The organism is Streptomyces viridochromogenes DSM 40736 (genome assembly GCF_000158955.1).
Classification (GTDB): domain Bacteria; phylum Actinomycetota; class Actinomycetes; order Streptomycetales; family Streptomycetaceae; genus Streptomyces; species Streptomyces venetus.
The window spans coordinates 2,897,487-2,920,850 of the sequence record NZ_GG657757.1; the positions used below are offsets into that span (position 1 = coordinate 2,897,487).

A 23,364-nucleotide genomic window follows, 5' to 3' on the forward strand; every position below is an offset into this window, starting at 1 on the left:
GGAGGTCAGGACCAGCGGCCGGTGCGAGCCAGGAGCACGGCCGCGGCCGCCGTCCCGGCAGTCGAAGTGCGCAGCACACTGCGCCCGAGGCGATATGGCTTCGCCCCGGCCCCCTCGAACAGCGCCAACTCCTCCGGTGCGACGCCCCCTTCGGGCCCGACGACCAGCACGATCTCGCCGGACGACGGCAGTTCGGCGGTCGCCAGCGGTTCGTCCCCGCTCTCGTGGAGCACGGCGGCGAAGTCGGCTCCGGCCAGCAGCGCGGCGACCTGCTTGGTCGTCGCCGCCTCCGCGACCTCGGGAAAGCGCACCCTGCGGGACTGCTTGCCGGCCTCCCGCGCCGTCGCCCGCCACTTGCCCAGTGCCTTCAGCCCCCGGTCGCCCTTCCACTGCGTGATGCAGCGCGCCGCCGCCCACGGCACGATCGTGTCGACGCCGACCTCGGTCATGGTCTCCACGGCCAGTTCCCCGCGGTCGCCCTTGGGCAGTGCCTGGACGACGGTGACCCGGGGCTCCTCCGGCGGTTCCTCGGTCACCGAGTCCAGCTGGACGATCAGCCGGTCCTTGCCCTCGGTGTCGAGTACCACGCAGTCCGCCCAGCGCCCGGCCCCGTCCGTGAGGACGACGTCCTCGCCGGGGCGCAGCCGCTTCACGGAGACGGCGTGCCGCCCTTCCGGACCGTCGAGGACGTAGCGGCCGCCGCCGCCCGCGTCGAAGTGCTCGACCACGAAGACCGGAGCTGTCATCGAACGCCCCCGCCCGCCAACGCCGACCTGGCCGCCGCGAGTTCACCGGCCAGCACCTCCACCAGCTGCCCCGCGGGCAGCTCCCGTGCCATCCGGTGTCCCTGCCCGGCCCACAGCGCCATGCCCTGCGCGTCACCCGCCTTGGCGGCGGCCTTGCGCAGCGGCGAGGTGAGGTGGTGGATCTCGGGGTAGGCGGCGGGCGCGTACGGCCCGTGCTCGCGCAGGAAACGGTTGACGAGGCCGCGCGCCGGGCGGCCCGAGAACGCCCGGGTCAACTCCGTACGGACGAACAGGGGGTTGGTCAGTGCCTGCTTGTGCAGGGCGTTCGCGCCCGACTCGGGCGTCGCGAGGAACGCGGTGCCGAGCTGGGCCGCGCTCGCGCCCGCCGCGAGCACCGCGGCGATCTGGCCGCCGCGCATGATGCCGCCGGCGGCGACGATCGGGATGCTCACGGCCTCCCGGATCTGGGCGACCAGGGACAGCAGTCCGATGCCGGACCCGTCCGTCTCCGGGATGTCCCGGTGCGTGCCCTGGTGGCCGCCGGCCTCGACGCCCTGTGCGATGACGGCGTCCGCGCCCGAACGCTCGACGGCCCGGGCCTCGTCGGGGGTGGTGGCGGCGGCCAGGACGAAGGTGCCGACCCGGTGCAGGGCGTCGACGACCTCCCGGCTCGGGGCGCCGAAGTGGAACGACACCACGGGCACGGGGTTGTCGCGCAGCACCGTCAGCTTGGTCTCGTAGCCGTCGTCACGGCCGCTCTCGGGATCGCCGAGCTCGGCCTCGTACCAGGAGGCCTCACCGGCCAGCTGGTGGGCGTACACGTCGACGGCGGCGGGGTCGGCGTACTCCGGCTGCGGCATGAAGAGGTTCACGCCGAACGGCCTGCTCGTGAGGGACCGGAGCTGCTTGATCTCCTCGTACATCCCGTCGGCGGTCTTGTACCCGGCGGCGAGGAACCCGAGCCCGCCCGCCTCGCACACGGCGGCGGCGAGCCGCGGCAGGGAGACTCCGCCCGCCATGGGGGCCTGCACGATCGGGTGCGGGAAGAGATCGGTCAGCGCGGAGGACATGACCGCATGTTGTCACGTCCTCCGAACAAGTCCGAAACCGGCCTGCCGACTGGCATAGACCAGCAGCACGCTCGGACTGCCGACCGTTGAAGGCGTCCTTCAACCGCGGCCTCAGCGCCCGTTGAACGCGTCCTTCAACCGCGAGAACAACCCTTGCTGCCCAGGTTGGAACTGTCCCGTGGGACGTTCCTCGCCGCGGAGCTTGGAGAGCTCGCGGAGCAGGCGTTCCTGTTCGGGGTCGAGCTTGGTCGGGGTCTGGACCTCGACGTGGACGATGAGGTCGCCGCGTCCGCCGCCCCGCAGGTGTGTGACACCACGGCCGTGCAGCGGGATCGACTGGCCGGACTGGGTGCCCGGGCGGATGTCGACCTCCTCCAGGCCGTCCAGCGTCTCCAGTGGCACCTTCGTGCCGAGGGACGCCGCCGTCATGGGGATCGTCACCGTGCAGTGCAGGTCGTCGCCGCGCCGCTGGAAGGTGGAGTGCGGGAGTTCGTGGATCTCCACGTACAGGTCGCCCGCCGGGCCACCGCCCGGCCCGACCTCGCCCTCACCGGCGAGCTGGATCCGCGTGCCGTTGTCGACACCGGCCGGGATCTTGACCGTGAGCGTACGGCGGGAGCGGACGCGGCCGTCGCCCGCGCACTCCGGGCACGGAGTGGGCACGACCGTACCGAAGCCCTGGCACTGCGGGCAGGGCCGCGAGGTCATGACCTGGCCGAGGAAGGACCGGGTGACCTGGGACACCTCACCGCGGCCGCGGCACATGTCACACGTCTGAGCGGAGGTGCCCGGCGCCGCGCCCTCACCACTGCAGGTGTTGCAGACGACCGCCGTGTCGACCTGGATGTCCTTCGTCGTGCCGAAGGCCGCCTCGTCGAGCTCCACCTCGATGCGGATCATCGCGTCCTGGCCCCGGCGGGTGCGCGAGCGCGGTCCGCGCTGCGACGCCGTGCCGAAGAACGCGTCCATGATGTCCGAGAAGTTCCCGAAGCCACCGGCTCCGAAGCCGCCCGCGCCGCCGCCTCCGGCCTGCGAGAGCGGGTCGCCGCCGAGGTCGTAGACCTGCTTCTTCTGCGGGTCCGACAACACCTCGTAAGCGGCGTTGATCTCCTTGAACCGCTCCTGGGTCTTCGGATCGGGGTTGACGTCCGGATGCAGCTCGCGTGCGAGCCGCCGGAAGGCCTTCTTGATCTCTTCCTGCGACGCGTCGCGGCGCACGCCGAGTACGGCGTAGTAGTCCGTGGCCACTACGACTCCGCCAGGATCTGTCCGACGTACCGTGCCACTGCGCGTACCGCTCCCATCGTTCCCGGGTAGTCCATGCGGGTCGGTCCGACCACGCCGAGCTTGGCGACAGCCTCGCCGCCCGAACCGTAGCCGACCGACACGACGGACGTGGAGTTGAGTCCTGCGTGGGCGTTCTCATGACCGATACGTACGGTCACGCCCGGATCCTGCGCCTCGCCGAGCAGCTTGAGGAGCACGACCTGCTCCTCCAGAGCCTCGAGCACCGGCCGGATCGTGAGGGGAAAGTCATGCCCGAAGCGGGTGAGATTGGCGGTGCCGCCGATCATCAGCCGCTCCTCGTTCTCCTCGACGAGCGTCTCCAGAAGCGTGGAGAGCACCGTCGAGACCGTACCCCGGTCCTCGTGCTCGAAGGCCTCCGGGAGATCCTCCACCAAACTCGGCACATCCGCGAAACGGCGGTTCGCCACCCGGCTGTTGAGTCGCGCGCGCAGGTCCGCGAGCGAGGCGTCGCCGAAGGGCGCCGCGCAGTCGACGACGCGCTGCTCGACCCGCCCGGTGTCCGTGATCAGTACGAGCATCAGCCGCGCGGGCGCGAGGGAGAGCAACTCCACGTGCCGCACGGTCGACCGGGTCAGCGACGGGTACTGCACGACGGCGACCTGCCGCGTGAGCTGGGCGAGCAGCCGTACCGTACGCGCCACGACGTCGTCGAGGTCGACGGCGCCCTCGAGGAAGTTCTGGATCGCGCGCCGCTCGGGCCCGGTCATCGGCTTGACGCCGGCCAGCTTGTCCACGAACAGCCGGTAGCCCTTGTCGGTGGGGATGCGCCCGGCACTGGTGTGCGGCTGGGCGATGTACCCCTCGTCCTCCAGGGCCGCCATGTCGTTGCGGACGGTGGCCGGGGAGACGCCGAGGCTGTGCCGCTCGGTGAGGGCCTTGGAGCCCACCGGCTCCTCGGTGCCGACGTAGTCCTGGACGATGGCGCGCAGCACCTGAAGCCTGCGTTCACTGAGCATCGCGCACACCTCCAGAAGTCGTCCGCCCGTGGTCCTGCCTGTCGAGCCTGGCACTCTGCGCGTGCGAGTGCCAGCATTCCCCGGCCCAGTGTACGGCGGTGGGGTACACCCCCGGCAAGGCTGGTCGCGCGCTGTCGTGCCCGCAGCGGGTGCCACCGCTAGCGTCGCCGTATGACGGTGACTTGGGAAGAGCTCGGGTGGGAGCGGGTGGCCGCCGGGGTGGGCCGGTGCCGGCTTCCGGTGTGGGACTGCACGGCGGGGCTGGTCTCCGGTGAGGACGCGGTCCTCGTGATCGACGCGGGGTCGAGCCCGGCCGAGGGCGCGCGGTTGCACGAGCAGGCGCGGTCGCTCACCGGTCGCCGTGTGACGCATCTCGCTCTGACCCACCCCCATTTCGACCACGTCTTCGGGGCGGCGGCGTTCCCGGACGCGGAGGTGTTCGGCGCGGTGGGCGCGGACGCGGTGCTGACGCGGATGCGGGACCGCGACGAGCTGTGTGCGGACGCCGTACGGAACGGCCTGGCGGCGTCGACGGCGCGGGAGGCGGCGGACCGGCTGGTCCCGCCCCGCCACCTGGTCTCCGGCGAGTGGACGCTGGACCTGGGCGGCGGCCGGCAGGTGCTGCTGGCGAACGTCGGCCCGGGGCACACCGCGCACGATCTGGCGGTGCTGGTGCCGGGCGATCCGGAGGTGGTGTTCTGCGGCGACCTGGTCGAGGAGTCGGGCGAGCCCCAGGCGGGTCCGGACGCGGTGCCGTCGCAGTGGCCTGCCGCCCTCGACCGGCTGCTCGCCCTCGGCGGCGAGGACGCGCTGTACGTGCCCGGTCACGGAGCGGTGGTGGACGCGGCGTTCGTCCGGGCCCAGCGGGACGCGCTGGCCGCGCGTTTCGGCGTGTCGCGGTGATCGCGGCACGCCTTCTCCTATCGTCATCCGAATGCGCCAGTACTCTCCGGACCTGACCCCGCCGTGGAAGAAGCCGACGCCGGTGCCCGAGGTTCCGGCGGAGCCGGGCCTGGTGGTCGAGGAGCCGGGGACCGGGTTCTGCGGCGCGGTGATCCGCTGCGAGGCCGGCACGGTGACACTGGAGGATCGCTTCGGCAAGCACCGTGTGTTCCCGATGGAGCCGCGCGGGTTCCTGCTGGAGGGCAAGGTGGTGACGCTGGTGCGGCCGTCGGCGGGCGGTCCCGCGCGTCCGACGCGCACGGCCTCCGGATCGGTCGCCGTCCCCGGCGCACGCGCACGCGTGGCCCGTGCCGGCCGCATCTACGTCGAGGGCCGGCACGACGCCGAGCTGGTCGAGAAGGTGTGGGGCGACGACCTGCGCATCGAGGGCGTGGTGGTGGAGTACCTGGAGGGCGTCGACGACCTGCCGTCGATCGTCCGGTCCTTCGCCCCGGGCGCGGACGCCCGCCTCGGCGTCCTGGTCGACCACCTGGTCCCGGGCAGCAAGGAGTGGCGCATCGCCGAGTCGGTGACGAGCGAGCACGCGCTGGTGGTCGGCCACCCGTACATCGACATCTGGGAGGCGGTGAAGCCGTCGTCCCTCGGCATCGACGCCTGGCCCCGCGTCCCCCGCGGCCAGGACTGGAAGACGGGCGTGTGCCGGGCCCTGGGCTGGCCGGAGAACACGGGCGCGGCCTGGCAACGCATCCTGTCGGGCGTCCACTCGTACAAGGACCTGGAACCGGAACTTCTGGGCAGAGTGGAAGAACTGATCGACTTCGTAACGGCGTAGCTGCGCACACCCGTGCCGACCCAGCTGTCGGCAGTCGTGCCGCTGGGGCGGCACCCCGCACCGCGTAGCTGCGGGCAGTCGTGCCGCTGGGGCGGCACGGGTGGGCGCAGCGGCACCCCGCCCCGCCGGGCTGCGCGACGCCCCGGCCCCAGCCCCGAGCACCTCAGTCCACGAGGTCTCGCACGACCCCGTCCGCCAGCAACCGCCCCCGCAGCGTCAGCACAGCCCGCCCCTCCGCATACGGCCCGGTCTCCAGAAGCCCCTCCGACAACGCCCTGCGCGAGGCAGCCAACCCCTCCTCCCGCAGCAGCGAGAGCGGCACCCCCTCCCGCAGCCGCAGCTCCAGCAGAATCCGCTCGACCCGCCGGTCCTCCTCCGAGAGCACCTCACGCCCGGCCCCCGGCGACCGCCCAGCCGCCAGCGCAGCCGCATACGCCCCGGGATGCTTGACGTTCCACCACCGCACCCCGCCCACGTGGCTGTGCGCACCGGGCCCGGCCCCCCACCAGTCGGCTCCCCGCCAGTACAGCTCGTTGTGCAGGCACCGCCCCGCCTGCGAGGTCGCCCAGTTCGACACCTCGTACCACTCGAAGCCCGCCGCCGAGAGCATCTCCTCGGCGATCAGATACCGGTCGGCGTGCACATCGTCGTCCGTCATCGGCACCTCGCCCCGGCGGATCCGACGAGCCAGCTGCGTACCCTCCTCCACGATCAGGGCGTACGCGCTGACATGATCGGGCCCGGCCCCGAGCGCCGCCTCCAGCGAGGCCCGCCAGTCGTCGTCGCTCTCCCCCGGCGTGCCGTAGATCAGATCCAGGTTCACGTGCTCGAAGCCCGCCGCCCGCGCCTCCGCCACGCAACGCTCGGGCCGCCCCGGCGTGTGCGTACGGTCCAGCACCTTCAGCACGTGCTGCCTGGCACTCTGCATCCCGAACGAGATCCGGTTGAACCCGCCCTCCCGCAGCGCGGCCAGATACGCCGGACCCACCGACTCCGGGTTCGCCTCGGTCGTGACCTCGGCATCCGGCGCCAGCCCGAACTCGTCGCGGATCGCGCCCAGCATCCGTACGAGATCACCGGCGTCCAGCAGCGTCGGCGTCCCCCCGCCGACGAACACCGTACGGACGGGCCGCGGGTCGTCCCCCAGCACCTTCCGGGCCAGGCGGACCTCCTCGACCAGCGTCTCGGCGTAGTTGTCGCGGGAGGCGAGCACGCCGCCGGTGCCGCGCAGCTCGGTCGCGGTGTAGGTGTTGAAGTCGCAGTAGCCGCAGCGGGTCGCGCAGTACGGAACGTGCAGGTAGAACCCGAGCGGACGGTCGGCGGCCCCGGCCAGTGCGGACGCGGGCAGTGCGCCGTCGTCGGGGACGGGCTCGCCGTCGGGGAGTGCGGAAGGCATGCCTTCCATTGTCCAGCACCCGCGCGGTCGCTCCCCCTCCTCACTCGGCCTGCTCATTCCGCCTGGAGCACCAGCAGCGCCAGATCGTCCGCCGGGGGGCGCGCCCCGAACTCGTGCACCAGCCGATTGATCCGCTCGGCTATCAGCTCGGCGTCCAGCCCCGCGCACCCGGCCAGCGCCGCCGCGAGCCCGTCCTCGTCGTCGAACTGGCGGGAGCCGGAGCGGCGCTCGGTCACGCCGTCGGTGACGCACAGGAGCGTGTCGCCGGAGCGCAGCTCGAAGGTGTCGCTGGTGTACGTGGCGTCCTCGACGACACCGAGGAGGGTCTGCGGCTGCGCGGCGGTGTGGACCTCGCCGCCCGCCCCGAGCAGCAGGGGCAGCGGGTGCCCGGCGGAGGCGACGGTGCAGCGGACACCGCCGTCGAAGGGGATCAGCTCGCCGTACAGCAGGGACAGGAAGCGCGTCTGGGGGCCGTCACCGGGCGGGGTCGGCCGGGCACCGGCCGCCACCAGCGCCCGGGCCGCCGCGTCCGCGGCCTCCGTGGCGTCGTCGAGCAGGAGCTGGTTGAGGCGGTCCAGGACGTCGGCGACGCGGTAGCCCTCCCGGGCCAGCAGCCGCAGCCAGGGCCGGGCCAGGCCGATCACGACGGCCGCCTCGGGGCCCTTGCCCTGGACGTCGCCGACGGCGAAGCACCAGCGGCCGTCGCCCGCCGGGAACAGGTCGTAGAAGTCGCCGCTGGGTCCGCCCTTGTCGCACGGCTCGTAGACGAGGGCGCTGCGCACCCCGGGGATCTCGGCGACGGCGCCGGGCAGCAGTCCGCGTTGCAGGACGGCGCTGATGGTGGCCTGGCGGGCGTACTGCCGGGCGGCGCCGATGGCGAGCGCGACGCGGCGGCTGAGGTCCTCCACGAGGCCGGTGATCTCGTCGGGGAAGCGTGCCTTCCCGGACCTCCCGATGACGAGGGTGCCCAGCGGGCGTCCCCCGGCGACCAGCCGGTACGCCAGGGCCGAGCCCGGTTCGCCCGGCGCGTCACCGAGCGCCTCGCCGGGCCAGGGGTAGTCGACGGGCCCGGACCGTAAGGGGTCGGATGCGGGCGGCGGGTCCTTCTCCAGGGCCCGGCGCAGCTCCTCGATGCGGTTCTCGCTGGCGTGCCAGACCCGGGCCAGCCGGGGTCCGCCCGCCGCGGCGCCGCCGTTCCAGCCGCCGCCGGTGGCCTCGTCCTCCAGCCACACCGCGCACCAGTCGGCCAGCCGGGGCACGATCAGCTGCCCGGCGAGGGCGGCGACCAGGTCCTCGTCGAGCTGTCCGGCGAGCAGGTCGGAGGCCTCGGCGAGGAAGGACAGGGCGCCGCGGCCCAGCCATGCACCGTCCTGGCCGTCCCGGTCGTCCCGGCGGCCGTACCGCTCCTGCCAGTCCTGGTCGTACCAGTCGCGTAGGTCCTGCCGGTCGTGAACGCCCTCCGCCGGCCTCCCGTCCTTCGCCGGTCCCCCGTCCTCCGTCGGTCCCTCGCCCTCGCCCTCGCCCGGGAGCGGCTCCGGCGCCAGGATCTCCGCCACCCGCAGGCCGCGCGCCAGCGCGTGCTCCCCGGCGTACGCCTCGATCTGCTCGTCCGCCTCGCACCCCGTGGCGGGCAACCGCGCCCACACGGTCTTCCGGCCCGTGCGGTACGTGATGCCCCAGGCCTCGGAGAGCGCGCCGACGAGCCGCAGGCCGCGCCCGTACTCGGGTGTCTCGTACGGGGATTCCGGCTCACCGCCGCGCGGGGCGCGGGAGGGGTGGTGGTCGGAGACCTCGACGACGAGCGCGGCCGTGTCCTTGTCGTCGCCTTCCAGCCGGCACTCGCACTCGACGTCGGTGCCGGCGTGCACGACGGCGTTGGTGACGAGTTCGCTGACGATGAGCAGGGCGTCGTCGGCGAGGCCTTCGGTGAGGTGCTCGGCGCCGGGCAGGCCGAGTCCGGTCCACTCGGCGAGCGCCGCCCGGACGAGGGCGCGGGCGGCGCCCGGCGCGAGGGAGCTGCCGGACAGGGCCGCGTACGCCCGCGCACGCTCCGGCACGGACGGTGCGGGATCCTCGGAGACGGATCCGTCTTTCTGGATGGGCACAGGCACTTCCGAAGCGTGTGCAGGCGCCTCTGATGCACGGGAGGCGGTCTCCCGTTGCGTCGGAATGGCCCCCATGGACAGCTCCCCGGGCAGTTCGTACGAATACGCCACAGTCGATGCCGACAGAGTGACAGACTGACCACGCCCATAAGCGCCGAGTTACCGAAGTGGGCCGCCATGAGTGAGAACAGTGCTACTCCTGTGGTCGAAGACGGGTACGAAGACGGTCATATTCGTGCATCCGATCTGCGTCCCCTGCTCGCCGCGATGACAGCCGCACGCGACGGCGACTTCACGAGGGCGCCGGAATCCGGCCACGGGATGGTGGCCGAACTCACCGCGGTCTTCAACCAGATCATGGACCGCAGCGTCCACTTCACCACCGAGGTGCAGCGGGTGAGACGGGAGCTGGTGCGGCACGGCCGGCTCGACGAGCGGCTCTCGGCCAGTCCGGGGCAGGGCCTGTGGACGTCCCGGGTCAACGACGTGAACCAGTTGCTCGACGCCCTGGTCGCACCGGCGGCGAATGCGACACGTGTTCTGGACGCGGTGGCCGGCGGTGATCTGACCCAGCGGGTCGACCTGCACGACGGGAGCCGGCAGTTACGCGGCGATCTGCGTCGCCTGGGCCGGGCCGTGAACACGATGGTGGACCAGCTCTCCCTGTTCACGGGCGAGGTGACGCGGGTCGCGCGCGAGGTCGGCACCGAGGGGCGGCTCGGCGGCCGCGCCAAGGTGCGGGGTCTGTCGGGCAGTTGGCGGGACGTGACGGAGGCCGTCAACACGATGGCGTCCCGGCTGACGGCGCAGGTGCGGGACATCGCGGCCGTGACGACGGCCGTGGCGCGCGGCGATCTGACCCGCACGGTCAAGGTCGAGGCGACCGGTGAGCTCCTCGAACTGAAGCTGACCGTGAACACGATGGTCGACCAGCTGTCCGCCTTCGCCGACGAGGTCACGCGCGTCGCCCGCGAGGTCGGCACCGAGGGCCAGTTGGGCGGCCGGGCGCAGGTGCGGGGGGTCTCCGGGGTCTGGAAGGACCTCACCGACAACGTCAACTTCATGGCGTCGAACCTGACCTCCCAGGTCCGCAACATCGCCCAGGTGACCACGGCCGTCGCCAACGGCGACCTGTCCCAGAAGATCACGGTCGACGCGCAGGGCGAGATCCTGGAGCTCAAGTCGACCATCAACACGATGGTCGACCAGCTCTCCGCCTTCGCCGACGAGGTCACGCGCGTCGCCCGCGAGGTCGGCACCGAGGGCAACCTCGGCGGCCGGGCCCAGGTCCGGGGCGTCTCCGGGGTCTGGAAGGACCTCACCGACAACGTCAACTTCATGGCCGACAACCTCACCTCGCAGGTGCGGAACATCGCGCTCGTCTCCACCGCCGTGGCCCAGGGCGACCTCGGCAAGAAGATCACGGTGGAGGCGAAGGGCGAGATCCTGGAGCTCAAGTCCACGATCAACACGATGGTCGACCAGCTCTCCGCCTTCGCCGACGAGGTCACCCGCGTCGCCCGCGAGGTCGGCACGGAAGGCAACCTCGGCGGCCAGGCCCAGGTCCGGGGCGTCTCCGGGGTCTGGAAGGACCTCACCGACAACGTCAACTTCATGGCGCTGAACCTGACCTCCCAGGTCCGCAACATCGCCCAGGTGACCACGGCTGTCGCCAACGGCGACCTGTCGAAGAAGATCACGGTCGACGCCCGGGGCGAGATCCTGGAACTGAAGGACACCGTCAACACGATGGTGGAGCAGCTGCGGGCCTTCGCCGACGAGGTGACGAGGGTCGCCCGCGAGGTCGGCACCGACGGCCGGCTCGGCGGCCGGGCGCAGGTGCTGGGCGTCTCCGGGGTCTGGCGGGACCTGACGGACAACGTCAACTCGATGGCCGACAACCTCACCTCACAAGTGCGCAACATCGCCCAGGTCGCCACGGCCGTGGCCCAGGGCGACCTGTCCAGGAAGATCGACGTGGACGCCCGCGGCGAGATCCTGGAGCTGAAGACGACCATCAACACGATGGTCGACACGCTGTCCTCCTTCGCCTCGGAGGTCACGCGCGTGGCCCGCGAGGTCGGCTCCGAGGGACAGCTCGGCGGCCAGGCCAGGGTCGAGGGCGTCTACGGCACCTGGAAGCGCCTGACGACGAACGTCAACGAACTCGCGCTCAACCTCACCACCCAGGTCCGTGCGATCGCCGAGGTCGCCTCCGCGGTGGCCCAGGGCGACATGTCCCGCTCGATCACGGTGGAGACGCAGGGCGAGGTCGCCGAGCTGAAGGACAACATCAACCTGATGGTGGCCAACCTGCGCGAGACCACCCGCGCGAAGGACTGGCTGGAGTCCAATCTGGCCCGTCTCGCCGCGCTGATGCAGGGCCACCGCGATCTGATGGAGGTCGCCGACCTGATACTGCGCGAGCTGACGCCGCTGGTGAGCGCGCAGTACGGCGCGTTCTACCTGGCCGACCCGGAGGAGGACGGAGCAACGGTTCCCACCAAGGGGCTCGCCTTCATCGCCGGGTACGGCGCCGCGCAGGACGCGACCGTCGAGACCGGCGGCCTCCCCGTGCACGGTCTGGTCGCGCAGGCGGCCCGGGAGAAGAAGCGGATCCTGGTGGAGGACGCCCCGCCGGACTACATCAAGATCAACAGCGGTCTGGGCGAAGCCGCTCCCACCACGATCGTGATCATCCCGATCCTCTTCGAGGACAAGCTCCTGGGCGTCATCGAACTCGCCTCCTTCTCCCGCTTCTCCGACGTGCACCTGGCCTTCTTCGACCAGTTCGTCAACACCATCGGCGTCGCCATCAACACCATCATCGCCAACTCGCGCACGGAGTCCCTGCTCGGCGAGTCCCAGCGCCTGGCCCGGCAGCTCCAGGAGCGCTCGGACGAACTCCAGATGCAGCAGGGCGAGTTGCAGCGCTCCAACGCCGAACTGGAGGAGAAAGCCGCCCTGCTGGCCACGTCCTCGCAGTACAAGTCTGAGTTCCTCGCGAACATGTCGCACGAGCTGCGCACCCCGCTGAACTCGCTGCTGATCCTGGCCCGGCTGCTCTCCGACAACCCGGACGGCCACCTCTCCGACCAGGAGGTGCAGTTCGCGACGACGATCCACCGCTCGGGCTCGGACCTCCTCCAGCTGATCAACGACATCCTGGACCTGTCGAAGATCGAGGCCGGCCGGATGGACGTACGCCCCAAACGGCTGCCTCTCATCAAGCTGCTCGACTACGTCCACGCCACCTTCCGCCCCCTCACCCTCGACCGGGGACTCGCCTTCGAGGTGGCGGTCGGCGAGGACGTGCCGCGCGAGATGTACTCGGACGAGCAGCGCCTGCAGCAGATCCTGCGCAACCTCCTCTCCAACGCGATCAAGTTCACCGCGACGGGCAAGGTCGAGCTGCGGGTGGACCGGGTGCGGGACACCGAGCACCGCTTCGTCCGGGACGCCGACGACGTGATCGCGTTCTCGGTGTCCGACACCGGCATCGGAATCGCACCGGAGAAACTCCCGGTGATCTTCGAGGCGTTCGCACAGGCCGACGGCACCACCAACCGCAAGTACGGCGGCACCGGCCTCGGCCTGTCCATCAGCCGGGAGATCGCCGGCCTGCTCGGCGGCCGGATCGTCGCCGAGAGCGAGCCCGGCAAGGGCTCCACGTTCACCCTCCACGTGCCGGTCGTCAGCCCCGGTCACACGGTGCCGCAACCACGCCCCGCGGACCGCTCCGAACTCCCGCTGCCCCTCCGGCCCGCCGTCGCCGGACCGTTCCCGGAAGCCGCGCCCGACACGGACGACGCCTGGCCCTCACCGACCAGGCTGGAGGCGTGGACGTCCGGCAGGCCGGGCCGGATCCTGGCCGGGCGGCGGGTGCTGATCGTCGACGACGACATCCGCAACGTCTTCGCCCTCACCCATGTCCTGGGCCGGGTCGGCATGACCGTGCTGTACGCGGAGAACGGCCGCGAGGGCGTCGAGACGCTGGAGCGCAGCGCGGCGGTCGAACTGGTCCTGATGGACATCATGATGCCGGAGATGGACGGCTACGAGACCATCTCCGCCATCCGCCGCACCCCGCGCTGGGCCGACCTGCCCATCGTCGCCCTGACCGCGAAGGCGATGCCCGGCGACCGCGAGAAGTCCATCGCCCGCGGCGCCAACGACTACGTGCCCAAGCCGGTGGACATCGACCGGCTGCTGACGGTCGTGTGCGAGCTGCTGGACCCGCAGGACACGCCGTCATGAGCTCCGAGCGCGCCGGAATCCTCCTGGTGGACGACATGGAGGACAACCTGACGGCCCTGGAGGCCGTCCTCGCCTCCCTCAACGAGCCGCTGATACGCGCCCGTTCCGGCGAGGAGGCGATGAAGGCCCTGCTGCGGCAGCCGATCGCCCTGGTCCTGCTGGACATCCGCATGCCCGGCATGGACGGCTTCGAGACGGCCGCCCACATCAAACGCCTCGACCAGACCCGAGACGTCCCGATCATCTTCCTCACCGGCGCCGACGACGACCCCGGCTACGCCTTCCGCGGCTACGCGACAGGCGCCGCGGACTACATGACCAAGCCCTTCGACCCCTGGGTCCTCAGGGCGAAGGTCAGCGTCTTCCTGGACCTCTACCGCAAAGGCAGAGAGGTGGAACGCCTCAGAAGAGAGATCCAGGACCTCAAACGCCGAGCGGACCAGGGCACTTAGGGGCGCGGGGCTGCATCGATGTGCGGCTCCGCCGCGTGGGCGCGAGCAACCACGAACACCCCGCAGCCGCCCGCGCTCACCAGCCGCCTCCTACGCCTCGCGAGAGCCCTCGTACATCTCATCGATCAGATGCTTGTACTCCCGCTCCACCACGGGCCGCTTCAGCTTCAGGCTGGGCGTGATCTCCCCGTGCTCGACATCGAGATCCCTCGGCAGCAGCCGGAACTTCTTGATGGTCTGCCACCGCTGAAGCCCCTCGTTGAGCTGCTTCACATACCCGTCGACCATCTCGACCGTGACCGGCGAGGCAACGATCTCCGCGTACGACTTCCCCTTCAGCCCGTTCTCCTTCGCCCACTCCGTGACGGCGACCTCGTCGAGCGCGATCAGCGCCGTGCAGAAGTTCCGGTCGGCCCCGTGCACGAGGATGTTGGACACGTACGGGCACACCGCCTTGAACTGCCCCTCGACCTCCGCCGGCGCGATGTACTTGCCGCCCGAGGTCTTGATGAGGTCCTTCTTGCGGTCGGTGATGCGCAGGTACCCGTCGGGCGACAGCTCGCCGATGTCCCCGGTGTGGAACCAGCCGTCCGGCTCCAGCACCTCCGCCGTCTTCTCGGGCAGCTTGTGGTAGCCCTCCATGATCCCGGGCCCGCGCAGCAGGATCTCCCCGTCGTCGGCGATCCGCACCTCCGTGCCGGGCAGCGGCTTGCCGACGGTGCCGGTGCGGTAGGCCTCGCCCGGGTTCACGAACGAGGCGGCCGAGGACTCGGTCAGGCCGTAGCCCTCGAGGATGTGGATGCCGGCGCCGGCGAAGAAGTACCCGATCTCGGGAGCCAGCGCCGCCGAGCCGGAGACGCACGCCCGCAGGTTCCCGCCGAACGCCTCCTTGATCTTGGCGTACACCAGCGCGTCGGCGACCTTGTGCTTGGCGCCCAGGCTGAACGGCACGGAGGCGGTTCCGGTCCGCCGGAAGTTGTCCTGCGCGACCTTGGCGTATTCGCGCGCGACCTCGGCCGCCCACTGGAAGATCTTGTACTTGGCGCCGCCGCCCGCACGGGCCTTCGCGGCCACGCCGTTGTAGACCTTCTCGAAGATGCGCGGCACGGCCGCCATGTACGTCGGCTGCACCACCGGCAGGTTGTCGATGATCTTGTCGACCCGGCCGTCCACGGCGGTGACGTGCCCGACCTCGATCTGGCCGGAGGTGAGCACCTTGCCGAAGACGTGCGCGAGGGGCAGCCACAGGTACTGCACGTCCTCGCCGCTGACCAGGCCCGTCGCGGCGATCGCCTTCGCCATGTAGGACCAGTTGTCGTGCGGGAGGCGCACGCCCTTGGGGCGGCCGGTGGTGCCGGAGGTGTAGATGAGGGTGGCCAGCTGGTCCTTGGTGATCGCCCCGACCCGCTCCTTGATCAGCTCGGGGTCCTTCTCCAGCCGGGCCGCGCCGCGCTTCTCCAGCTCGTCGAGGGTGAGGATCCAGTCGGCGGTCTCGACACCGGCCGCGTCGATGACCACCACATGGGTGAGGTCGGGCAGCTCGGCGCGCTTCTCCTGCGCCTTGGCCAGCTGCTCGGCGTTCTCCGCGATGAGCACCCGGCTCTCGGAGTCCGACAGGATGTACGCGGACTCCTCCGCGTTGGTCTGCGGATAGACCGTGGTCGTGGCCGCGCCGGCGCACATGATGCCGAGGTCGGCGAGGATCCACTCGATCCGGGTACTGGCGGCGAGCGCGACGCGCTGCTCGGGCTCGACGCCCAGCTCGATGAGGCCCGCCGCGATGGCGTAGACCCGTTCGGCGGCCTGCGCCCAGTTCAGCGACTTCCAGTCGTCCGGCCCCTCCCCGGAGGCCGAGGGCACCGGATAGCGGTAGGCCTCGGCGTCCGGCGTGGCCGCCACGCGCTCCAGGAAGAGGCCCGCCACGGACGGCGGACGGTTCTCGATCAGGGTCTGTGTGTCGCTCACGACATCCTCCGGGCCCGCGACAGTGCGGCTGGCTCAGGTGCGGCTGGTTGGTACCCACGAGCTGCTGGTCACACGCTCTTGTTTAACTCGTGAGTAACTATGGAGCAGGGATCAGAGTAAAGGCCGACCGCTTTCCACGTAAGGGTCCGCGGCCTGTCATTTCATACAGAGAGCTACCCCGTATACGCACAGGAGCCCGCCGCACTTTCGCACGACGGGCCCCTGTTCTACCCGGTTTGCCGCGTAACCGACGGTAACCCGTCGTTACTTCTTGCTCTTGGCCGACCCCGCGCTGTCATCGCTCGACAGGACGGCGATGAAGGCCTCCTGCGGAACTTCCACGGAACCCACCATCTTCATCCGCTTCTTGCCCTCCTTCTGCTTCTCCAGCAGCTTCCGCTTACGGGAGATGTCACCGCCGTAGCACTTGGCGAGGACGTCCTTGCGGATGGCGCGGATGGTCTCGCGGGCGATGACCCGGGAGCCGATGGCGGCCTGGACGGGCACCTCGAAGGCCTGCCTCGGGATCAGCTCCTTGAGCTTGGCGACGAGCCGCACGCCGTACGCGTACGCCTGGTCCTTGTGCGTGATCGCCGAGAAGGCGTCCACCTTGTCGCCGTGCAGCAGGATGTCGACCTTGACCAGGCTGGAGGTCTGCTCGCCGGTGGGCTCGTAGTCGAGCGAGGCGTAGCCGCGGGTCTTTGACTTCAGCTGGTCGAAGAAGTCGAAGACGATCTCGGCGAGGGGCAGGGTGTAGCGGATCTCGACCCGCTCCTCGGAGAGGTAGTCCATGCCGAGCAGCGTGCCGCGCCGGGTCTGGCAGAGCTCCATGATCGAGCCGATGAACTCGCTGGGCGCCAGGATGGTGGCCCGCACGACCGGCTCGTAGACCTCCGAGATCTTGCCCTCGGGGAACTCGCTCGGGTTGGTGACCGTGTGCTCGGTGCCGTCCTCCATGAGGACGCGGTAGACCACGTTCGGGGCGGTCGCGATCAGGTCGAGCCCGAACTCGCGCTCCAGCCGCTCACGGATCACGTCCAGGTGCAGCAGGCCGAGGAAGCCGACGCGGAAACCGAAGCCGAGGGCGGCGGAGGTCTCCGGCTCGTAGACCAGCGCGGCGTCGTTGAGCTGGAGCTTGTCGAGGGCCTCGCGCAGCTCGGGGTAGTCGGAGCCGTCCAGCGGATACAGACCCGAGAAGACCATCGGCTTGGGGTCCTTGTAGCCGCCCAGCGGCTCCTCGGCACCCTTCTGCTGGCTGGTGACGGTGTCACCGACCTTGGACTGACGGACGTCCTTCACACCGGTGATCAGGTAGCCCACCTCACCGACGCCGAGACCGTCGGCCGACAGCATCTCCGGCGAGTTGGTGCCGATCTCCAGCAGCTCGTGGGTGGCGCCCGTGGACATCATCCTGATGCGCTCGCGCTTGTTGAGCTGCCCGTCGATGACCCTGACGTACGTCACCACGCCGCGGTAGGAGTCGTAGACGGAGTCGAAGATCATGGCCCGCGCGGGAGCGTCCTTCACGCCGACCGGGGCCGGGACCTGCTCGACCACCTTGTCCAGCAGCGCCTCGACACCGAGTCCGGTCTTGGCGGAGACCTTCAGGACGTCGTCGGGGTCGCACCCGATGAGGTGGGCCAGCTCCTCGGAGAACTTCTCGGGCTGCGCGGCCGGCAGGTCGATCTTGTTGAGCACGGGGATGATCGTGAGGTCGTTCTCCATCGCCAGGTAGAGGTTGGCGAGGGTCTGGGCCTCGATGCCCTGGGCGGCGTCGACCAGGAGGACGGTGCCCTCGCAGGCGGCGAGCGACCGCGAGACCTCGTAGGTGAAGTCGACGTGCCCCGGGGTGTCGATCATGTTGAGGATGTGCGTGTTGCTCTTGTCATGGGTGGGGGCCCACGGCAGACGCACCGCCTGGGACTTGATCGTGATGCCGCGCTCGCGCTCGATGTCCATGCGGTCGAGGTACTGAGCGCGCATCTGCCGCTGCTCGACCACCCCGGTGAGCTGGAGCATCCGGTCGGCGAGCGTGGACTTGCCGTGGTCGATGTGCGCGATGATGCAGAAGTTGCGGATCAGAGCCGGGTCGGTACGGCTCGGCTCGGGCACATGGCTAGGGATCGCGGGCACGCAGGGTCCTGATTCTTGAGGCGTCCGCAGTGTCTGCGGTCTCGGGTCGGATCGGATCGATACGTAGCCTCCATGGTCCCACGGGTGGGGACCATGGACGGGTTTGGGCCGTGGGTGGACCCGCTGGTAGCCTGGGTGGCTGTGTCTCATGCCCTCTCGCACGAGGCACGTCATCAAGAAATCACACCTGAAAAGGCTCATTCGTGGCGAACATCAAGTCCCAGATCAAGCGGATCAAGACCAACGAGAAGGCGCGGCTGCGCAACAAGGCCGTCAAGTCTTCCCTCAAGACCGCGATCCGCAAGGCCCGTGAGGCCGTGGCCGCGGGTGACGTGGAGAAGGCCACCGAGTACCAGCGCGTTGCCGCGCGTCAGCTCGACAAGGCCGTCTCGAAGGGCGTCATCCACAAGAACCAGGCCGCCAACAAGAAGTCGGCGCTGGCTCAGAAGGTCGCCGCGCTCAAGGGCTGACGTTTGATGTGACGCCGGAGGGAATCGAGCGGGCCCTCTCTCATCCGCTCCCGTCCGGCACCCCTCGGATCCACGCGCGGCCTGCGTTCGCCACGCGGGCGTGGATCCAGCAGCTTGAACCGAAGGCCGGGTGCTCTCCTGTTCCCCATGGGAGGGCGCCCGGCCTTCGACCTGCTCAGGACCAGAACTCGTCGCTCTTGTCGATGTCCTCGACACACTCGTCGAGATCCGTGACCCTGTCTCCGACGATCCGGAAGACGATGCAGCCGGTGTCGTCCAGGCGCTTGCCCTTCCGCTCGGCGGTGACCCGGCACATGCCGACCGCGTGACCACGGCCGTCGACGGCGATCCCGAGCACGTCCAGACGCATCGATCCGGCGGTCTCCTCCCCGATGCGCCGGTACATGTCGATGATCGCGTCCTGGCCCTTGAAGTCGCCCGAGAGCGGGTGGCTGCCGGGCACGTGGTGCGTGGCGTCCTTCGCGATCAGTTCCCGCAGGGTGTCCAGGTCGCCTCGGGTGAAGGCCTCGAATCCCTTGCGGACGAGTGCTGCGTGCGGATGCTCAGCCATGTCCCTCGCCACCTCTCCGTCTCTTGGCGACGTACGGCTGACACACTCGATTCTCCCTCCGGACGGCATTCGCGGCACAGTGGAGACATGGCAGCAGACCGCAGGAACGTGCTGGCCGGGGCCCGGGTGGCGACCCGGCTGCCCGCCCAGGACCTGGACCGGGCACGGCGCTTCTACTCCGAGAAGCTCGGCCTCGACCCCGTCGACGAACGGCCCGGCGGGCTGCTGTACCGGTGCGGCGGCGCGGACTTCGTGCTGTTCCGCTCCACGGGGGCCTCGCCCGGCACCTTCACACAGATGGCGCTGGAGGTAGACGACATCGAGGCCGCCGTGGCCGAGCTCAAGCGGCGTGGCGTGGTCTTCGAGGAGGTCGACCTGCCCGGCTTCCGCACGGAGGGCGGGATCGCCGAGATCGAGGGCAACTACCCGAGCAAGGGCGCCCGGGGCGAGCGGGGCGCCTGGTTCCACGACAGCGAGGGAAACCTGCTGGGAATCGGCGAGCCGGTCCTCTGAGCCCGACTCGGTCCGAGGGGTGCCACCGCCCGGCCCGGCCCCGGCTCCGCCCCGGGGAAGCCGGTCGCCCCGGCGAAGCCGTGCCCGAGAGACACCGCCGCCCGCACCCCGGGAAGCCCGTCTTCCGGCCAGCCCGGCCCGAGAGATCCGCCGGGCCCGCCGGAGGAGCCACCGGTCATCCGAGCGCAACCCGGCCGAAGGATGCCGCTAGCCCCGACCCCGGGACCGTGCCGCGCGGGCGATGGTGACCACCGCCTTCTCCAGGGCGTACTCGGGATCGTCGCCGCCGCCCGCACCCCGCGAAGTCCGACTTCCGGCAAACCCGGCCCGAGAGATCCGCCGGGCCCGCCGGAGCCACCCGTCAACCGAGCACAACCCCGGCCCGAAGGATGCCGCTAGCCCCGGCCCCGAGAGCGTGCCGCGCGGGCGATGGTGACCACCGCCTTCTCCAGGGCGTACTCGGGATCGTCGCCGCCGCCCTTCACACCCGCGTCCGCTTCGGCCACCGCTCGCAGGGCCACGGCGACCCCGTCCGGGGTCCATCCCCGCATCTGCTGCCGTACCCGGTCGATCTTCCACGGCGGCATCCCCAGCTCCCGCGCGAGATCGGCAGGACGGCCGCCACGGGCCGACGACAGCTTCCCGATCGCGCGGACTCCCTGCGCCAGCGCGCTCGTGATCAGCACCGGCGCCACCCCGGTCGCCAGCGACCAGCGCAACGCCTCCAGCGCCTCCGCCGCCCGCCCCTCGACCGCCCGGTCGGCGACCGTGAAGCTCGACGCCTCGGCCCGGCCGGTGTAGTACCGCCCGACGATCGCCTCGTCGATCGTCCCCTCGATGTCCGCGACCAGCTGCGACACCGCCGACGCCAGCTCCCGCAGATCACTCCCGATCGCGTCGACGAGCGCCTGGCACGCCTCCGGCGTGGCGGACCTGCCCACCGCCCGGAACTCGCCCCGCACGAACGCCAGCCGGTCCGCCGGCTTCGTCATCTTCGGGCAAGCCACCTCGCGCGCCCCCGCCTTGCGCGCCGCGTCGAGCAGCCCCTTCCCCTTGGCCCCGCCGGCGTGCAGCAGCACCAGGGTGATCTCCTCGGCGGGCGCCCCGAGATACGCCTTCACGTCCTTGATCGTGTCGGCCGACAGGTCCTGCGCGTTGCGTACGACGACGACCTTGCGCTCCGCGAAGAGCGACGGGCTCGTCAGCTCGGCGAGCGTGCCGGGCTGCAACTGGTCCGGGGTCAGGTCCCGTACGTCCGTGTCGGCGTCGGCGGCCTTCGCGGCGGCCACCACCTCCTGCACGGCGCGGTCGAGCAGCAGCTCCTCCTGGCCCACGGCGAGCGTCACGGGGGCGAGAGGGTCGTCATTCGCAGTCTTCCTGGCCATCGCGACAAGCATCCCACGCACCACTGACAGCGATGCCCGCAAGGACCGCGCGTGCGAGGACACCGGACGGGGAAGCTACGGCTCCTCCCGCCAGCCCTCCCACTCCCCGGCGAACCGGTCCAGCTCCCCGGCGTCCAGCCGCCCGGCCTCGTCCCGCAGGACGACCAGCCACTGCGCGTCCTCGGCGTCGTCCTCACCGGCCAGTGCGTCCCGCACCAGCCGCGGCTCCTCCACGACCCCGAACCGCTCCCCGAGCGCCTCCACCACCTCTTCCGCGGCATCCCGGTCGGGCAGCACCAGCACATGTCGCACATCACTCACGCCGGACATTGTCCGTCACGGCGCCGGAGCCGGGCCGCCGGCTCAGCCCTTGCGCACGACCTGGACGTCGAGGTCGACCCTGATGCTCGGTCCGACCACGGCGATGCCCCGCGCGAGCATGGTCTGCCAGCTCACGGTGAAGTCGTCCCGGTGCAGTTCGGTGGTGGCCCGGCAGGCCGCCCGCACCTCGCCCTCCATGCCGTTGCCCAGCCCCAGGTACTCCGTGTCCAGCGTGACCGTCCGCGTCACGCCGTGCAGCGACAGCGCGCCCGTCACGGCCCACCGGTTGGCGCCCTTGTGCACGAACCGTTCGCTGTAGAACTCGAGGGTCGGGAACCTCGCGACGTCCAGGAAGTCCGCCGACCGCAGATGGTCGTCCCGCATCCTCATGTTGGTGTCGATGGAGGCCGCGTCGATCACCACGTGCATCGCCGACCGCTCCAGCGGCTCGGTGACCCGCATGACGCCCGCGAAGGACTTGAACTGCCCATGGATCCGGGCCAGTCCGATGTGCCGCGCGGTGAAGCCGATCGAGGAGTGCGCGGGCTCGATCTCCCAGTCGCCGGGCTCGGGCAGGTCCGGCGGCCGGGCCACCTGGAGCCGCACGTCCCCGAGCGACGCCAGCGCGTTCTCGTCGACCTGTGCGGTCGCCCGGTACGGGGTGTACCCCTCCGCCTGCACCGCGAGCCGGTACTCCCCCGCGGGCACCGTGGTCACGAACGACCCGAACGGATCGGCGCCACCGCTGACCACCGCACGCCCCATGGCGTCGGTGACCGCGAACTCCGCGTGTCTGACCGGCTCGTTGACCGGATCGAGCACCCGGCAGGACAGCACCCCGGCGCTGGGCGGGGTCGGCACCGCCGCCAGGGGACTCGTCCGTTGCACTCGGTTCGTTCGGCTTCCCAGCCAGCGGCCGATCATCTGGACACCTCGCGCGACTCGAAGTCAGCGGTTTGATCACTGTTCATCGGGGACGCATTCGACCACCGTTGAGGCTTTCGAGGCAAGACGGGACCACATCACGGGAATCCAGCACTTGTGATGGGACTACGCACGAGTAGAACCGACAAGAACCATGTGGACCATGTGTGGAGGGTGTGACCCCTCTGGTCCGGTTCAGTCACCGTCCCGGCCGGTGTCCCTGGTCCTCGCGCCCCGGACCGTCGGCACCTCGCCGAGCTCGATCCCGAACCGCTCCCGGTACACCCCCAGCACCTCCTCGTCCGTCGCCAGTTCCCGCTCCTCCCGCGTCCCGTCGGCCCCCGTCACCGTGTATCTCCGGCCGCTGAGGGTGATCCTCCCGCCGTCCTCCGTGACCCGTGAGCAGACCAGCGACCGCGTGAAGTGCGACACCGACGACGTGCTGTGCCACCACGCCCCGGCCACGAAGTCGCCCAGCGCCCGCGGCCGCACCTCCAGGCGGTACCGCGGACTGCCGTCCCGGATCACGTCCAGGTCCGCCGCCTCCACCGTGTCGTGCCCACCGCGCACCCCGGCCGCGTCGGGCCGCGCCTCGACGATCCGGAAGGCGCCCCCGGGGTCCTCCTGCACTCCCCGGTCCCCGAACGCCAGCGGCAGATGGCTGTGCGCCCCGAACCCGACGTCCGCCAGCCAGTCGCCCCCGTCCACCGTCCGCACCCGCAGCGCGAGATGGTCGTACGGGATCCCGAGCCGCTCCCCCTCCCCGTACACCCGCCCCGCGAGCAGCGCCACGTCGTATCCGAGCGCGGCGAGCAACGCCCCGAAGGCGCCGTTGAGTTCGTAGCAGAACCCGCCCCGTCGCGCGCCCACGACCTTGTCCAGCAGCCGCTGCTCCTCCAGCACGATCTCCTCGCCCAGATGGATGGAGAGGTTCTCGAACGGCACGGTCCGCAGATGGCGCAGATGCAGATCGCGCAGCGCGTCGACCGTGGGCCACGCCGGGTGCTCGGCTCCCAGGCGCCGGAGATAGGCATCAACCTGTGCTGAATTCATGCCC

General features: G+C 70.8%; 19 protein-coding genes. 6 read left to right on the forward strand and 13 right to left on the reverse strand.

The features are described from left to right. Nucleotides 1-5: 5 nt before the first annotated feature. The 4 genes from SSQG_RS12680 to hrcA all read right to left on the reverse strand — a co-directional run bounded on the left by SSQG_RS12680 (nucleotide 6) and on the right by hrcA (nucleotide 4,080). Complete coding sequence (locus SSQG_RS12680) at nucleotides 6-746, reverse strand: 16S rRNA (uracil(1498)-N(3))-methyltransferase (RefSeq protein ID WP_003990159.1); 741 nt, start codon at nucleotides 744-746, stop codon at nucleotides 6-8. Continuing rightward, nucleotides 743-1,816 (reverse strand): nitronate monooxygenase, encoded by a 1,074-nt coding sequence (locus SSQG_RS12685; RefSeq protein ID WP_003990160.1) that lies wholly within the window; start codon nucleotides 1,814-1,816, stop codon nucleotides 743-745. The genes SSQG_RS12680 and SSQG_RS12685 overlap by 4 nt, the downstream gene beginning before the upstream one ends. A 111-nt stretch (nucleotides 1,817-1,927) precedes the next feature. Continuing rightward, the gene (gene dnaJ, locus SSQG_RS12690; protein ID WP_003990161.1) at nucleotides 1,928-3,064 is read right to left on the reverse strand and encodes a molecular chaperone DnaJ; all 1,137 of its coding nucleotides are present in this window, start codon (nucleotides 3,062-3,064) and stop codon (nucleotides 1,928-1,930) included. After that, entirely contained in the window at nucleotides 3,064-4,080 is a 1,017-nt protein-coding gene (gene hrcA / locus SSQG_RS12695) for a heat-inducible transcriptional repressor HrcA (protein WP_003990162.1), read from the reverse strand. The genes dnaJ and hrcA overlap by 1 nt, the downstream gene beginning before the upstream one ends. A 171-nt stretch (nucleotides 4,081-4,251) precedes the next feature. On the opposite strand from hrcA, the gene SSQG_RS12700 reads away from it, so the two are divergent. Together SSQG_RS12700 and SSQG_RS12705 are read left to right on the forward strand one after the other, a co-directional pair. Further along, the gene (locus SSQG_RS12700) at nucleotides 4,252-4,983 is read left to right on the forward strand and encodes an MBL fold metallo-hydrolase (protein WP_003990163.1); all 732 of its coding nucleotides are present in this window, start codon (nucleotides 4,252-4,254) and stop codon (nucleotides 4,981-4,983) included. A 31-nt stretch (nucleotides 4,984-5,014) separates the two neighbouring features. Beyond that, nucleotides 5,015-5,815 carry a DUF3097 domain-containing protein gene (locus SSQG_RS12705; protein WP_003990164.1) on the forward strand — a complete coding sequence of 267 codons (801 nt, stop codon included), beginning with the start codon at nucleotides 5,015-5,017 and terminating at the stop codon, nucleotides 5,813-5,815. A gap of 163 nt (nucleotides 5,816-5,978) precedes the next feature. Here SSQG_RS12705 and hemW read toward each other — a convergent pair whose 3' ends face one another. Together hemW and SSQG_RS12715 are read right to left on the reverse strand one after the other, a co-directional pair. Beyond that, nucleotides 5,979-7,211 carry a radical SAM family heme chaperone HemW gene (gene hemW, locus SSQG_RS12710; RefSeq protein WP_039935022.1) on the reverse strand — a complete coding sequence of 411 codons (1,233 nt, stop codon included), beginning with the start codon at nucleotides 7,209-7,211 and terminating at the stop codon, nucleotides 5,979-5,981. A 53-nt stretch (nucleotides 7,212-7,264) separates the two neighbouring features. Beyond that, a complete protein-coding gene (locus SSQG_RS12715) occupies nucleotides 7,265-9,391 on the reverse strand; it encodes a SpoIIE family protein phosphatase (protein ID WP_039932518.1) in 2,127 nt (708 codons plus the stop codon). 102 nt (nucleotides 9,392-9,493) lie between these two features. Here SSQG_RS12715 and SSQG_RS12720 point away from each other — a divergent pair, with 102 nt between their 5' ends. Both SSQG_RS12720 and SSQG_RS12725 read left to right on the forward strand, forming a co-directional pair. Further along, nucleotides 9,494-13,573 carry a HAMP domain-containing protein gene (locus SSQG_RS12720; RefSeq protein ID WP_003990167.1) on the forward strand — a complete coding sequence of 1,360 codons (4,080 nt, stop codon included), beginning with the start codon at nucleotides 9,494-9,496 and terminating at the stop codon, nucleotides 13,571-13,573. Then, the gene (locus tag SSQG_RS12725; protein ID WP_039932519.1) at nucleotides 13,570-14,025 is read left to right on the forward strand and encodes a response regulator; all 456 of its coding nucleotides are present in this window, start codon (nucleotides 13,570-13,572) and stop codon (nucleotides 14,023-14,025) included. Before SSQG_RS12720 ends, SSQG_RS12725 begins: the two co-directional genes overlap by 4 nt. A 90-nt stretch (nucleotides 14,026-14,115) precedes the next feature. On the opposite strand, the gene SSQG_RS12730 is transcribed toward SSQG_RS12725, so the two are convergent. Further along, on the reverse strand, nucleotides 14,116-15,990 hold the full coding sequence (locus SSQG_RS12730) for an AMP-dependent synthetase/ligase (RefSeq protein ID WP_003990169.1): 1,875 nt from the start codon (nucleotides 15,988-15,990) through the stop codon (nucleotides 14,116-14,118). 264 nt (nucleotides 15,991-16,254) lie between these two features. Further along, nucleotides 16,255-18,123 (reverse strand): translation elongation factor 4, encoded by a 1,869-nt coding sequence (lepA, locus tag SSQG_RS12735; protein WP_003990170.1) that lies wholly within the window; start codon nucleotides 18,121-18,123, stop codon nucleotides 16,255-16,257. A gap of 203 nt (nucleotides 18,124-18,326) precedes the next feature. On the opposite strand from lepA, the gene rpsT reads away from it, so the two are divergent. Continuing rightward, on the forward strand, nucleotides 18,327-18,593 hold the full coding sequence (gene rpsT / locus SSQG_RS12740) for a 30S ribosomal protein S20 (RefSeq protein ID WP_003990171.1): 267 nt from the start codon (nucleotides 18,327-18,329) through the stop codon (nucleotides 18,591-18,593). A 175-nt stretch (nucleotides 18,594-18,768) separates the two neighbouring features. Here the strand turns inward: rpsT and SSQG_RS12745 are convergent, their stop codons facing one another. Further along, the gene (locus SSQG_RS12745) at nucleotides 18,769-19,164 is read right to left on the reverse strand and encodes a nuclear transport factor 2 family protein (protein ID WP_039932520.1); all 396 of its coding nucleotides are present in this window, start codon (nucleotides 19,162-19,164) and stop codon (nucleotides 18,769-18,771) included. An 87-nt stretch (nucleotides 19,165-19,251) separates the two neighbouring features. Between SSQG_RS12745 and SSQG_RS12750 the strand changes: the two genes are divergently transcribed. Next, nucleotides 19,252-19,677, forward strand: a complete 426-nt coding sequence (locus SSQG_RS12750; RefSeq protein ID WP_039932521.1) for a VOC family protein — start codon at nucleotides 19,252-19,254, stop codon at nucleotides 19,675-19,677. Between the two features lie 395 nt (nucleotides 19,678-20,072). On the opposite strand, the gene holA is transcribed toward SSQG_RS12750, so the two are convergent. From holA to SSQG_RS12770, 4 genes are all read right to left on the reverse strand, one after another. After that, the gene (holA, locus tag SSQG_RS12755; RefSeq protein ID WP_208865638.1) at nucleotides 20,073-21,062 is read right to left on the reverse strand and encodes a DNA polymerase III subunit delta; all 990 of its coding nucleotides are present in this window, start codon (nucleotides 21,060-21,062) and stop codon (nucleotides 20,073-20,075) included. Nucleotides 21,063-21,137: 75 nt separating this feature from the next. Beyond that, entirely contained in the window at nucleotides 21,138-21,383 is a 246-nt protein-coding gene (locus SSQG_RS12760) for a hypothetical protein (RefSeq protein ID WP_003990175.1), read from the reverse strand. Between the two features lie 42 nt (nucleotides 21,384-21,425). Continuing rightward, nucleotides 21,426-22,307: a YceI family protein gene (locus tag SSQG_RS12765; RefSeq protein ID WP_003990176.1), complete on the reverse strand. Its 882-nt coding sequence runs from the start codon at nucleotides 22,305-22,307 to the stop codon at nucleotides 21,426-21,428. Between the two features lie 195 nt (nucleotides 22,308-22,502). Further along, nucleotides 22,503-23,360 (reverse strand): arylamine N-acetyltransferase family protein, encoded by an 858-nt coding sequence (locus tag SSQG_RS12770; RefSeq protein WP_003990177.1) that lies wholly within the window; start codon nucleotides 23,358-23,360, stop codon nucleotides 22,503-22,505. Nucleotides 23,361-23,364 lie beyond the last annotated feature (4 nt).